The organism is Seonamhaeicola sp. ABD4_340 (assembly GCF_056312135.1).
In genome coordinates this window covers 156442-171007 of the sequence record NZ_CM149981.1, presented here as the reverse complement: position 1 = coordinate 171007, position 14566 = coordinate 156442, and the positions used below count along the sequence as shown (strand labels likewise).

Genomic DNA, 14566 nt, shown 5'->3' with positions numbered 1-14566 from the left:
CTTTTTCAACAAAATAATGTAAGCTTTATAATTATGGCATGATTATTTCGTTATAGAAGAAACATAATTAAAGCGTGTTTTTAGTCTTTATTTTAACAGAAATTTATATCTGTTACAGCAGGATTAAAAACCAAACTTTTATCTTTGATTAAAATTAAAAACTACTAGTTAATGACTAAAAAAAGTTTTATCTCCTTTATACTTAGCGTTAGTTTTACCTTAACGTTTTCTGCACAACAATCTGCCGCATACACAAACAATATGGTAGATTACCAAAAAGCCTTATCACTTTACAATAATAATCAGTATTTAGCAGCACAGTCGTTATTTGAAAATGTAAAAAAAACAACAAAAGAAGACATTTTAAAGTCAGATTGTGCCTATTACATTGCCAATTGCGCAGTAAGGTTAAACCAGCAAAATGCTGATGATTTGGTTGAAGATTTTGTTGAAGAATACCCAACAAGTACCAAACGCAACACCGCTTTTGTTGATGTGGCCGATTACTATTTTGAAAACGGAAAATACGCCTATGCAAGAAAATGGTACAGCAAGGTAAATGAAGCTGGTTTAGGAAGAGCCGATAAAGAAAAATTCTATTTCAATAACGGTTACACCGCTTTCACAACAAAACAATATAAAGAAGCAAAAAAATACCTTTCAAAAGTAGAAAGCTCGCAAGAATACGGTTCGCAAGCCAAATACTATATTGGTTTTATGGCTTATGAAGGTGATGATTATGATGAAGCTAACGAGTATTTTAACCAAGTTAGTGACCAAGAACGCTACAAAGAAAAACTATCTTACTATCAAGCCGATTTAAACTTTAAATTAGGGAATTTTGAAAAAGCCATTGAACTGGCAAAACAACAATTGCCAAATAGTGATGAAAACGAAGTATCTGAACTTTCAAAAATTATTGGTGAAAGTTATTTTAATTTAGAAGAATACCAAGCTGCCATTCCATATTTAACGGCCTATAAAGGTAAAAAAGGAAAACGCGATAAAACGGCCAAATGGAATAATACCGATTTTTATCAACTTGGTTACGCACATTACAAACAAGCAGATTATGAAAAAGCCATTTCAGAATTTAATAAAATAATTGGAGGTAAAAATGGCATTGCGCAAAATGCCTATTATCATTTAGGTGAAAGTTATGTGCACTTAAATAAAAAACAAGAAGCTTTAAATGCTTTTAGAAATGCTTCTCAAATGAGTTTTGACTTAAAAATTCAAGAAGATGCCTGGTTAAACTATGCCAAAATTAGTTACGAAATAGGTAACCCATACCAACCAGCACCACAAGTTTTGGACAGATATTTAGAAAAATACCCCGAAACAAGTTACCGTGAAGAAATTGAAACGTTGTTGATAGATTCTTACATTACATCAAAAAACTACAAAGAAGCATTAAGTTTATTAGAAGGTAAAAAGAGTTTTGAAAATAAAACGGCTTACCAAAAAGTTGCTTTTTACAGAGGAATTGAGCTTTATAATGACAACAAATATTTAGAAGCCAAAAAATTATTTGATGCTTCATTAAAAGAACCAAGAGATGAAAATTATACAGCCCGTGCTACATTTTGGAAAGCTGAAACAGATTATAATTTAACAAATTATGATGATGCCTTAGTGGGCTTTAAGCAATTTGAACAAATGAATATAACTGCTCCAGAATCTGAAAATCTAGATTATAACTTGGCTTACACCTATTTTAAATTAAAAAATTATAATAGCGCCACAGAGCACTTTAGTACATTTACCAAAACAGCCACTAATGATAAAGTTAGACTTAATGATGCATTTTTGCGTTTGGGCGATGCCTATTTTGTAACCAGTAATTATAATGCAGCAATAAAAGCTTACCAAAAGGCCATAGAAGTTGGTGAAATAAATGCCGATTATCCGGCGTTTCAAAAAGCAATAAGTGCCGGTTATATGGGGCAATCTTCACAAAAAATACAAGAATTAGAGCAGTTTATTAACAACTACCAAACGTCTAAACTTCGTGATGATGCTATGTATGAATTAGGTAATTCTTACGTAAAAGCAAATCAAATAAACAAGGCGTTATCAATGTATAATAAGTTGAATGAAGCTTATAAAATGAGTTCATTTGTACCAAAATCATTATTGCGCCAAGGTTTAGTGTATTACAATGGTAATGAAAACGAAAAAGCTTTAAATAAATTTAAAAACGTAGCAGGCAATTACCCAGGAACTCCAGAGGCGGTTCAAGCTGTTTCAACCGCAAAACTAATTTATATTGATATGGGGCGTGTTGATGATTATGCTGCTTGGGTAAAAACACTAGATTTTGTTGAAGTTACTGATGCCGATTTAGATAACGCCACCTACACCGCCGCAGAAAAACAGTATTTAGATGGAAATACAGACCGTGCCATTAAACAATTTAATGGTTACGTTAATGAGTTTCCAAAGGGTCTTCATATTTTACAAGCGCACTTTTATTTAGGCCAATTGTATTATAAAAAAGATTTAATGGCAAATGCGGCACCACATTACAAATACATTGTTGAAACTTCGCAAAATGAATATACAGAGGAAGCCTTGTTGCGTTTATCTCAGTTTTACTTAGAAGGAAAAAAATGGCAACAAGCCATACCAACTTTAAAACGCTTAGAGACCGAAGCTAATTTTCCGCAAAATGTGGTTTTTGCGCAATCAAACTTAATGAAAGCTAATTATCAATTAGAAAATTATGAAGCTGCTGTTATTTATGCCGATAAAGTTTTGGCAAGCTCAACAATTGATAATAAAATTAAAAGTGATGCTTATATAATTATTGCCCGTTCTGCCATAAAAACTGGCAATGAAACTAAAGCAAAAACGGCTTATGCTAATGTTGAAAAAGTAGCCACTGGCGAAACTGCTGCCGAAGCCTTATACTACAATGCATATTTTAAAAATAAAGAAGGTAAGTATGAAGCATCAAACACAACAGTACAAAAATTAGCCAAAGATTTTTCTGGGTATAAATATTACAGTGCCAAAGGTTTGGTTGTAATGGCTAAGAATTTTTATGCGCTAAATGATGCATTTCAAGCCACTTATATTTTAGAAAGTGTTATTGAAAATTTTGCCGAGTTTGATGATGTTGTAACACAAGCAAAAGAAACATTAAACAAAATTAAAATTGAAGAGGCTAAAACTAATTCTTCAATTCAGCCAGAGTAAAAAAGTAAAGTAGCAAATAAAAAATTGTAAATAGTAAAACAAAACATATGCGTAAGCACATTCATATATTAAGTATAATTTTTACACTAAGTGTAACTTGTGGTTTTTCGCAAACTAGAGGTAAAGACACCATAAATACAGGGGTTATAGATGTTGTGAAACCATACACACCTACAATTTCCGATGCTTTTAAGGTTAAAGAAACGCCAACACTAGATGATGAAACCACACAAACTAAAAAAGAAGTAAAATATAATATTTTTTCTTTTCCGGTGGCTTCAACTTTTACACCTGCCAAAGGAAAAGCAGCTGTTGTTGAAAAACGCAAACCTATAAAATTGTATGACAATTACGCCACATTAGGTTTTGGTACTTATACAACCATTTTGGGCGAAGTATATTTAAACCATGCCATTAATAGAACCGAGAGTGTTGGTGGTTACGTAAGCCACAATTCATCGCAAGGTGGTATTAATGGTGTAAGTTTTGATGATAATTATTCCATTTCAAAACTAAATGTAAATTACACTACCAAGTTACGCGATTTATCATGGAAAGTTAACGGTGGTTTTGAGCATCAAATGTATAATTGGTACGGTGTGCCAGAAACATTTACTACTACAGCTATAAATGATGATATTGATGAAAAACATACCTTTTATAACGCATATTTTGGAGGCGATATTAATTTTGAAGATACGTATATAAATTCGGCAGGATTTATTTTTAGGCGTTTTGGTGATAACCAAGGCTCTGGCGAAAACCGTTTTATTGCCAATGCAAAAATTGATATTCCTATTAACAGAGAAGAAATTTCTACAAGTTTTAAAATAGATTATTTAAAAGGCGATTTTGATAGAAGTTTTTACAATGAAGAATCTTTAGGATATGGCAATTTTATTGTGAGTGCATCACCTCAATTTCAATTAAAACAAGACGATTTAACGGTAAATCTAGGTTTAACGGCGGCTTTTTCAAGAGATTCTGAAAATAAAGAAAGTAATCTTTACATTTACCCCAATATTACCGCTACATACAGGTTGGTTAATGATGTTTTGATAGCTTACGGCGGTATTGAAGGAGAGCTGCTTCAAAATTCATATTTTGATTTTGCTTCTGAAAATCCGTTTGTATCTCCAACCTTGTTTATAACTCCCACAGACCAACAGTATAATGCCTACGTTGGTTTAAAAGGAAAGCTTTCTAGCAACATGAGTTATAATGTTAGCGGACTTTATAAAGCAGACAGAAACAAGGCTTTGTTTAAAAATAATGACATAACTTTAATGGCAAATCAGCCGTATTCCTACGGAAATTCATATGGTATTGTTTATGATGATGTTGATACTTTTGGAGTTTCGGGCGAAATTAATGTTGATGTAAGCCGAAATTTTAAATTAGGTATTAAGGCTGAATATTTTAACTACTCTACTGATGTTGAAGAAGAAGCTTGGAATTTACCAGACATAAAGGGTTCTTTGTTTTTTGATTATCAAGTTGATGAACATTGGTTTACTGGCGCAAATATTTTTTATGTTGGCGAACGTAAAGACCAATATTTTTTAAATGATGGCGTAACTTTAACCACACCTTTTACAGTAACTTTAGATAGTTTTTTTGATGCAAATGCTCATGTGGGTTACCATATAAACGATAAGATATCTGTATTTGCAAAAGCCAATAATATAGCTAATAATGAATACCAGCGTTGGCAAAATTTCCCGGTGCAAGGTATTCAGTTTTTAGCAGGAGCTACTTTTAAGTTTGATTTCTAAATAATCTTATTTGTCATTCCCGCTAAGGCGGGAATCTAACAATAAATTATTTTTATGAAATTGAAATTAAAGAGAGCTTAACCTAGCCAAATAATCAAAATGCTCGCCTTTTAAAACAAGTTCACAATGTAAATTAACGGTTTCGCAAGCTAATTGCAAGGTGTTAAAATCTAAATATAACCATTTCATGGGTATTTCTTTTTCGCCTTTATAACTAATAAAATAATCTAATTCACCGTAATAATTACTGTTGGTATCCATCCAAAAACCACCATCATCATCTTCATACATATATTTAATATCTGAAGAATCAATAAGTATTTGTCCGTTTGGTTTTAAAAGCGTTTTCAAGTGTTTTAAATACCTTGAAACCTGTTTTAACTCTTTAAAAATTCCGGTGCCATTCATTAATAATAAAATGGTATCAAACGTATTGGTTTCATCTAAAATATTCAAAACTTCAGCATTAATAACACCGCGTTTTTTGGTAACCTCAATAGCACCTTTTGATATATCAATAGCTTTAACGTTTAAGCCTTTTTCTTGTAAATATAAGCCATGACTGCCAGCACCACAGCCAACATCTAAAACAGTGCCTTTAGCTAATTTTAATGCTTTTTTTTCTAAAGCAGGCATTTCAGAAAATGTTCTAAATAAATAGGGTAGTGGTAACTCGTCTTCCGCAGAGATACTAGTTGATGTTATGATGTCTTCGGTATAATGTCCGTTAAAAAAATCAAGCAATGCTTTTCCAAAAATGTCTTTCATAGTTTATTTGTTGTTATTCCCGTTTCATCATAGAGAGGAACTGAATGCGTATTGAATCTATTTTTTGTCATTACTAGGATGTATGACGTGGTAATCTTCTTTTTATTTTTAATAGATTACTTCAGTCATTTTTCTTTCGTAATAACTAAAACCACTATTTTTGCTCCATGCAAGACATCATAGATAATCTTCCAAAACAGGCCAAAGATAAGCATAACGAGAACAAGAAGTTCTTTCAGAAATTAAAAAAGAAGGCTCCAAAAAATTTAGACTATATCATGCAAGATTTGCATGAAGATGAATTTGAAAGAACCGATTGTTTAGAGTGTGCCAATTGTTGTAAAACCACGGGGCCGTTGTTTACAGATAAAGATATTGAGCGAATATCGAAATTTTTTAGGTTAAAGCCACAGCAATTCATTGAACAATATTTGCGTGTTGATGAAGAGAACGATTACGTTTTGCAAAGCGTGCCTTGTACATTTTTAGGCGCAGATAATTACTGTTCAATTTATGATGTACGGCCAAAAGCATGCCGTGAATTTCCGCATACAGACAGGAAAAAGTTTCAGCAAATTTCAAACTTAACATTAAAAAATGTAGCTATTTGTCCTGCGGCTTTTAATATTGTTGAAGCTATGAAACAACGTATAAAATAAACTATGCATGCATAATTTATTTTTGTGTTGTATATTTAGTGAAAACTAAATTGAAAAATGCAAGACTTTATAAACTATTTTAATACCATTCCGTCTTCTCACCGAAGCCTTATTTTAGTGGGCGGATTAACATTTTTTTGGTTGCTTGAAAGCGCTGTACCACTTTTTAAATTCAACTACAAAAAATGGAAACATGCATGGCCAAACTTTTTTTTCACACTAACAACGGTTGTAATTAATTTTGTGTTGGCTTTTTTATTGTTAAAATCTGCCGATTGGGTTACCGCAAATAACTTTGGTATTATAAATTGGCTTCCAAAAATGTCTCTAGGTTTATACATATTTCTTGGTGTTTTATTATTAGATTTTTTTGGAGCTTACTTAGCTCATTTAGTAGAACACAAAGTAAGCATACTTTGGATGGTTCATTTAGTACATCATACAGATCATAATGTAGATACTACCACAGCCAATAGGCACCACCCAATTGAAAGTGTAATACGCTTTACATTTACGCTTTTTGGTGTTATTTTGGTTGGTGCACCCATAGGTATTGTAATGTTATACCAATCTCTGTCATTGGTGTGTTCACAATTTAATCATGCAAATATAAAGTTACCAAAACGCTTAGATAAAGCATTGAGCTATATATTAGTGTCGCCCGATATGCATAAAGTGCACCACCATTATAGGTTGCCTTACACAGACTCAAACTACGGAAATATTTTTTCAATTTGGGATAGGTTATTGGGTACCTACATGGAATATGATAGAGATCATTTAATTTATGGTGTTGATGTGTTTCCTGATGAAGAAAAAAACGGACGCATTGCAGAGCTTTTAAAACAACCGTTTCAGCCTTATGAAAAACCTACTATTACACCAGAATAAAATTTGTTATTATTTTATAATCTTGGTAATAATGAGCTGTAGTAACAAAAAAACAATAGACATACAAGGCCACAGAGGATGCCGTGGCTTAATGCCAGAAAATACTATTGAAGCTTTTACAAAAGCTATAAACTTAGGTGTTAATACCTTAGAACTTGACGTTGTAGTAAGTAAAGATAGTGTTGTAATAGTTTCGCATGAACCATTTATTAGTAGAGTTTATTGTTTAAACGCCGATGGTACCGAAATTCCTGAAGATTTAGATATGCAATTTAATTTATACAACATGCATTTTGATAGTATAAAACAATTTGATTGCGGATTAAAACACCATGAACGTTTCCCTTTTCAGAAAAAAATAAAAGCTCATAAACCTGCTTTAGATGCTGTTTTTAAAGCAGCAAAACAATTAAACCCTGAAATAAAATTTAATATTGAACTAAAAGCAAAACCTAAATATGATGATGTTTTTACACCAAAGCCCAAAGAGTTTGTGAATTTAGTTTTAAAGGTTATAAATACTAATGAAGCTTTTAATTATACCAATTTACAAAGTTTTGATACACGCATTTTAGAAGAAATAAAAAAACAAGCTCCTAAAATGCCAGTTGCTTTATTGGTTGATGAGAACGAATCTATTAATGAGAAAAGAACCCTTTTAAGCTTTAAACCAGAAATTATAAGTCCGTATTTTGAGTTGCTAAATAATAAGGTTGTTGATAGTTTGCAAACTGAAAATTTTAAAGTAATACCTTGGACTATTAATGAAACCGAAGATTTAAAACATATGATCGCCTTAGGAGTTGATGGTATTATTACAGATTACCCAGATAGGTTGACTGCTTTATTAAAATAAGCGCTAAATTTTTTTGAAGGTTACAAAATGTTAAACTAACACGTTAGTTGTAAATTAAGTACTTATTTCTAACGTTTTTAAAAGCATGTAAACCTTTTTGCCATGAGGCTTTAATTTGGGTTTCAGGCATGCCAGATTCAATTTGTTGTTGTAGTATTTTTGTTCCTGCCAGTTTTGTGAAAAATGTATTAAAAAATTCTGCTTTATTTGTAGTGTTTTTATAAGCTTTAATGAGCCATTGTAGGTTTAAACCATCTAATTTTTTTGTTGTAGTTAAATTACTTCCGTAGCATATTTTGTTTTGATGTTTGGGGTATTTTGCACCTTCATTTGGTTGTGGTGTAAATTCAAAATTAAAGGTGTTTTTATTTAAAAAAGGGCTACCAAATATTTGAAATTGTTTGTTTGTACCGCGGCCAGCACTAACATTTGTTCCTTCAAAAAAACATAAACTAGGGTATAAATTTATGGCCATATGGTTTGGTAAATTAGGGCTAGGTTTAATAGGTAATTTGTATGGTGTTTTGTGCGTGTAGTGTTTTATAGGTATAATTTTAAGCTTGCATGTTATACCGTTTGCAAGCCATTTTTGGCCATTAATCATTTTAGCATATTCAGCAATGGTTAACCCATGAACCACCGGAATTGGGTGCATGCCAACAAAACTTTTATGTTCGGTTTCTAAAATAGGTCCGTCAATATAATGTCCGTTTGGGTTTGGTCTATCAAAAATTACAACAGGAATATTAGCCTCGGCACAGGCTTCCATAACATAATGCAGTGTTGAAATATATGTATAAAAACGAGCGCCAACATCTTGAATATCAAAAACTACCACATCTAAATTAGTTAATTGCTCGGGTTTTGGTTTTTTGTTGTTTCCATACAATGATACAATGGGTATATTGGTTTTGGTATCAATACCATCTTTTACAATTTCACCAGCATCAGCTTTTCCTCTAAAACCATGTTCTGGAGCAAATACTTTTTCAATGTTAATGTTTAAAGCCAATAAAGAGTCAACTACATGCACATAGTTATTATTAGCGTTTTTAAGGTTGTTTTTTTTAAAAATAACACTAGTTTGGTTGGCCACAATACCAACACGTTTTTCTTTTAAAAAAGGCACATACAAGTGTGTTTGGTTGGCACCAACTATAGGTAATGTATCTTGCTCTTTAATTATGTTGTGTGTAATAGTTTGGTTGTTATCTTGGTTTTTTTTGCTATTTGTGTTTCCGCAAGAAATTAATGCTAAAACAAATAATAAAACTGTATTTTTGGCAAAGGTAAAGTGCATGTTATATTGAATTTCGAGTATTTTTTAGCTAAACGTATTATTAGCAGTAAATCGTATAAAAGTAGTGTTTCGGCACCAATAATAAAAATTGGTATTGCTGCAATAGCTATTGGGGTTTTGGTTATGATGATTACCATTGCTACAGGCATTGGCTTGCAACAAAAAATTAGAGATAAAGTGGTAGCTTTTAATGGCCATATTGTTATTACTAATTATGATAGTAACACATCAGAGGAAAGTATTTTACCTATTTCAAAAAATCAAGATTTTTACCCAGAATTTAAAGCCGTAGATGGTGTAAAACATATACAAGCAGTGGTGTCAAAATATGGTGTTGTAAGAACTGATGCGTATTTTGAAGCGGCTTATTTAAAAGGCGTGGGTGCCGATTATAATTGGCAATATTTCAATGAGTTTTTAGTTGAAGGAGCATTGCCAGATTTCTCTAACAAAAGAAATGAAGATGTTTTAATTTCTCAATATTTAGCTAACAGGCTTAATTTGAAATTACATGATACATTTCAAATGGTTTTTATTAAAGAAGATCCTGAAAAGTTACCCAATATAATTACTTATAAAATTGTTGGTATTTATAATTCTGGCTTTCAAGATTTTGATGCAAATTATATAATAGGTGACATTAGGCACATTCAACGTATAAACAAGTGGGACGATGACCAAATTGGTAATTTTGAAGTTTTTATTGATGATTATAGTGAGTTGAACCAAAAAGGTGTTGAGGTTTATGAAAATACACCTTCAATATTAAACACACAAACTATTACAAATAAATACAGTTCAATTTTTGAATGGATTAATATTTTTGATACTAATATTTATGGTATTATTGGTATCATGATTTTAGTAGCGGGAATAAATATGATTACGGCGCTTTTAGTTTTAATTTTAGAGCGCACACAAATGATAGGTATTTTAAAAGCATTAGGTTCTAGTAATTGGAGTATACGAAAGGTGTTTTTATATAACGCTTCTTACTTAATTATTTTAGGGTTAATTTGGGGTAACATTTTAGGTTTGGGTTTACTGTTTGCCCAAAAATATTTTAAAATTTTAACACTAGACCCAAGCGTTTATTATGTAACCGAGGCGCCAGTTTACATAAGTTTGGGCTATATAATAGCTTTAAATATAGGTACTTTGCTATTGTGCTTAATTATGCTTTTAGTACCATCATATTTAATTACAAAAATATCGCCAGTAAAAGCTATTAGGTTTGATTAGCTTTTAAGTTTTATATACTTGTTTAAAATTTTGTATAGTATTTTCTTATCAATAGGTTTTGCTAAAAAATCATCAACACCAGCATTAAATGCTTTTTTTACATCGTTATCTAAAGTGTAAGCAGATTGCGCAACTATTGGTTTTTTGGGGTAGACAGCCTTAATTTCTTTGGTGGCAATATAGCCATTTTTTACAGGCATGTTCATATCCATAAAAATAAAATCTATAGTTTGGTTATTGCAATAATCTATAGCCTGTTGGCCATTTAAAGCATGTATTATATTGAAGTTTTGACCTGTCTTTAAAAGAAGCTTTTTTAAAATTATGAAGTTTAAACTTTCATCTTCAACAATTAAAATATTAACAGGGTTTTTATCAATTTTTTCAAAACTATTTTTTGAAGTAGTATCATCAATATTTTTAATTTCAACGGTAGTTGGCAAGTCTACAAAAAATGTAGTACCAGCGCCTTTGGTAGATTTTATTGATATAGTAGCTCCTAAAAGTTCTGCATTTTCTTTGGCAATTGAAAGCCCCAAACCAAGTCCGCCATAGTTTTGTGCTATACTTTTGTTTTCTTGTGAAAAACGATTGAAAATTTGATTAATTTGTTTGGTTTCAATACCTATACCTGTGTCTTTAATTAAAATTGAAACATTGTTACCAGAAACATTGTAACTTAATTCTATATAACCGTTATGAGTAAATTTAAAGGCGTTATTTAATATGTGTTTGAGTATTTTTTGAATTCTAGATTTATCAGAATTAATAAAAATAACATCTTTAGATTTTGGTTTATTTAGGTTAAAAGGTATGTTAGTTTCTTTTGATTTTAAACTGTATATAGAATAAATATCTAACATGAAACTGTTTAAATTAAAAGGCTTGTTTAAAACCTTAATGTTTTCAGTTTTTAATGTAGAAATTTCTAAAATATCATCAATTATATGTAATAACTGCTCGCTACTATTTTTTAAAACAGAGGCATAGTGTATGCGTTTTTCGGTTTCTAAATTAGGTTCATTTAAAAATTCAGAAAAGTTTACTATACCGTTAACAGGGGTTCTAATTTCGTGAGAAATATTATTTAAAAATTCTGTTTTAAGCTTGTTGGCTTCTTCAGCTTTTTCTTTGGCTAAAATTAAATCATCAACCATCTTTTTCTTGTCTGTAATATCTTCGCTTGCTGCTACAAAGTTGGTTATTTCATTTTTTTCATTCAAAATAGGCGAAATAGCTAAACTACACCAATAAAACGCACCGTTTTTGCGCTTGTTTTGTACTTCACCAGTCCATTTTTTATTGTTTTTAATAGTTTTCCATAAATTAATATAAAATGCTTGTGAGTGTAAACCAGAATTTAAAATATTAGGTGTGCTGTTTTTAACATCATCATAAGTGTAACCTGTTATTTTAGTAAAAGCTGGGTTTATATAGTTTATAATACCATTTTTGTTTGTTATGAAAATAGCTACCGGACTTTGTTCAACAGATTTTCCTAATAACTTAATTTTTTGTTCTTGCTTTTTCTTTTCTGTAATATCATGAACAATAGAATAAAAATAAGGTTTGTTGTTAATAACAATGTTGCTTGAGTACACTTCAATATCTACAATGCTACCATCTGCTATTTTGTGTTTAAATTCAAAATGTAGTTTTTCTTTATTAGCAACTTTGGCCATTACGCCTTTAACTTCAGAAGGCGATAATAAATTTAAATCTGAAATTTTCTTTTGTTTAAGCTGCTCAACAGTCCAACCATAAAAATTTGCTGCTGCAGGGTTAGCGTCATAAATAGTGCCTGTTTCTTTACAAATTATAAGTTTTATTGCAGAGTGCTCATAAAATAATTGTTTGAATGTTTTTTCGCTGTTTTCGGCCTTTTCAATGGCTTTTTTTAAATCGTAATTTTGTTTTATAAGTTTTTGTTCGTTTGTCTTACGTTTTGTAATATCGGCATGTATACCGCTTACTAAAATGGGTTTATTATTAGCGTTTCTTGATACCACTTTACCTCGTTCATGTACCCAAATATATTGGCCTGCTTTATTTTTTATGCGTATTTCGGCTCTATAAATATCTGTTTTTCCTTGTAAATGTTGTATCATTAAATCTTTGCAGTATTCAATATCATCAGGGTGCATTATGCTATACCACCAATCTAGTTTTAGGGTAATTTCATTTTGCTCATAACCTAAGTGGTCTAACCAATACTTATTGGTGTAAATTTCGTTTGTTTTTAAGTTTAGCTCCCAAGTTCCAAGGTTAGCGCCCTCAATGGCAACATTTAATTTTTCTTCGTTTAGTTTTAATTCCGTTATATCTGTTGATACAACTAAAAGGCCACTTACGTCTTTGCCGTTTTCTTTAATAGGTATTTTGTTGGTAATCGTCCATCTAACTTCGCCAGATTTATGGTGTAATGTGTTTAAATAATTGAGTTTGGGTTTGCCAGAATTAATAACTTCTAAATCAGATTTGTAATAGGTGTCAGCCATTTTTGGATAAATTTCTGAGGCATGCTTACCTTCAATATCTTCTTTTTTTAAGCCAATAGCATTTGCAGCAGTGTTACTTATTTTTAGAATATTATTTTTTGTGTCTTTAAGGTAGGTGTAAGAAGGGTTGTGGTCATAAATAATTTTAAGCTCATTAAGCATGTTTTGTAATGATGTTTCTGTTTTTTTACTTTTAGAAATATCACTAGCCATAATAATGAGCATATCTGTTCTGCCTTCTTTATTTTGTCTGGCAGTAATTACAATGTCTAGCCAAATTGGATTGCCATTTTTCTTTATTAATTGTTTTTCAAGGCGGTAGTTTTTTATTTCTTTTTTTATGAGCTGTTTTAGCTTTTCAATGTCATTTTCAAATACCTTAAATGAAGGTATGTTTTTGTATGCCGTATTTATTAAATCATTTTTAGTGTAACCAGTAATATTTAAAAATTCACTATTAATTTCGGTAATAATGCCTTCTGGTGTGCACAACATCATACCAATATTTGAATTATCAAAAATACTCCTGAATTTCTTTTCGTTATGTTTTAATTCATCTTGGGCTAATTTGTTTTCGGTTATATCGGTTACTTGCACTAAATAGCCTGTAATTTTGTTTTTAGAATATATAGGAAGCACCAAATTTTCAACATAAATAATGTTTGAAGGGTTTTGCGGGTTTGCATTAAAAGTAGCCGGAATTTTTATTGTTTTACCGGCTTTTAATTGTTCACGATATTCAGGTGTAAGGTTAGGGTCTTCCCAAAGGTTAAAACCAATAATGTCACTTATGTTTTTTATACCAAAAAGTGTAAGTGTTTGCTTGTTTGCGTTAGTTAGTTTGCCTTCTCTATTATAAATTTGAATAGCTAGGGGTGATTGCTCAAAAATATTAATGAATATTTGCTCTTTTTTGTTTGTGGAGTCTTCTTTTAATTCTAATTTTTGCTGAAGTTTTTTTAACTCTGTAATATCTTGATGAAAGCCAAACATTTTTTCTGGTTTGCCTTTGCTGTCTCGCGAGGCAAACCCTCTGCTTCTAATCCAAACAGTATTTCCATTGCTATGGGTAAACCTTATTTCTTCATCATACGGGTGGTTTTCGTTTTCTAAATGTGTTTTAAAACTTTGTAAGGCTAACTGTAGGTCGTGGGCATTTATAATATCAAGAATAGCGCTTGATAAAAAGGGCATTTGTGATGGGGCATAACCTAAAAAAAGTAAGATGCGTGGGGTAATCCATTGGTCTATAGGGCTATCTATATTCCATGATTGTAAACCTTCTAATAAACCTTCTTGAATGGTTGAAAAAAAGGAGGCGTCTTCTTTAATTAAGTCATACAATTTTTTATTATGGTTGGATTTCATAAAAATTG

General features: G+C 31.1%; 9 protein-coding genes. 6 read left to right on the top strand and 3 right to left on the bottom strand.

Annotated features, from left to right (window positions below):
• The first annotated feature begins 171 nt into the window (after window positions 1-171).
• Both ACYX4H_RS00760 and ACYX4H_RS00755 read left to right on the top strand, forming a co-directional pair.
• Window positions 172-3201, top strand: coding sequence for a tetratricopeptide repeat protein (locus ACYX4H_RS00760; RefSeq protein WP_476237320.1), 3030 nt, complete (start codon window positions 172-174; stop codon window positions 3199-3201).
• Between the two features lie 47 nt (window positions 3202-3248).
• The gene (locus ACYX4H_RS00755) at window positions 3249-4976 is read left to right on the top strand and encodes a TonB-dependent receptor (protein ID WP_476237319.1); all 1728 of its coding nucleotides are present in this window, start codon (window positions 3249-3251) and stop codon (window positions 4974-4976) included.
• A 66-nt stretch (window positions 4977-5042) separates the two neighbouring features.
• Here ACYX4H_RS00755 and ACYX4H_RS00750 read toward each other — a convergent pair whose 3' ends face one another.
• Window positions 5043-5744: a class I SAM-dependent methyltransferase gene (locus tag ACYX4H_RS00750; protein WP_476237318.1), complete on the bottom strand. Its 702-nt coding sequence runs from the start codon at window positions 5742-5744 to the stop codon at window positions 5043-5045.
• A 167-nt stretch (window positions 5745-5911) separates the two neighbouring features.
• Between ACYX4H_RS00750 and ACYX4H_RS00745 the strand changes: the two genes are divergently transcribed.
• The 3 genes from ACYX4H_RS00745 to ACYX4H_RS00735 are packed head-to-tail and all read left to right on the top strand — an operon-like array spanning window position 5912 to window position 8150.
• The gene (locus tag ACYX4H_RS00745; RefSeq protein ID WP_476237317.1) at window positions 5912-6403 is read left to right on the top strand and encodes a YkgJ family cysteine cluster protein; all 492 of its coding nucleotides are present in this window, start codon (window positions 5912-5914) and stop codon (window positions 6401-6403) included.
• Window positions 6404-6460: 57 nt separating this feature from the next.
• Window positions 6461-7294, top strand: coding sequence for a sterol desaturase family protein (locus ACYX4H_RS00740; protein WP_476237316.1), 834 nt, complete (start codon window positions 6461-6463; stop codon window positions 7292-7294).
• 31 nt (window positions 7295-7325) lie between these two features.
• On the top strand, window positions 7326-8150 hold the full coding sequence (locus ACYX4H_RS00735; protein ID WP_476237315.1) for a glycerophosphodiester phosphodiesterase family protein: 825 nt from the start codon (window positions 7326-7328) through the stop codon (window positions 8148-8150).
• Between the two features lie 43 nt (window positions 8151-8193).
• Here ACYX4H_RS00735 and ACYX4H_RS00730 read toward each other — a convergent pair whose 3' ends face one another.
• The gene (locus ACYX4H_RS00730; RefSeq protein ID WP_476237314.1) at window positions 8194-9450 is read right to left on the bottom strand and encodes an exo-beta-N-acetylmuramidase NamZ family protein; all 1257 of its coding nucleotides are present in this window, start codon (window positions 9448-9450) and stop codon (window positions 8194-8196) included.
• Window positions 9451-9456: 6 nt separating this feature from the next.
• Between ACYX4H_RS00730 and ACYX4H_RS00725 the strand changes: the two genes are divergently transcribed.
• On the top strand, window positions 9457-10692 hold the full coding sequence (locus ACYX4H_RS00725; RefSeq protein WP_476237313.1) for an ABC transporter permease: 1236 nt from the start codon (window positions 9457-9459) through the stop codon (window positions 10690-10692).
• On the opposite strand, the gene ACYX4H_RS00720 is transcribed toward ACYX4H_RS00725, so the two are convergent.
• Window positions 10689-14558 carry a PAS domain-containing hybrid sensor histidine kinase/response regulator gene (locus ACYX4H_RS00720; protein ID WP_476237312.1) on the bottom strand — a complete coding sequence of 1290 codons (3870 nt, stop codon included), beginning with the start codon at window positions 14556-14558 and terminating at the stop codon, window positions 10689-10691. The genes ACYX4H_RS00725 and ACYX4H_RS00720 overlap by 4 nt on opposite strands.
• Between the last annotated feature and the right edge of the window lie 8 nt (window positions 14559-14566).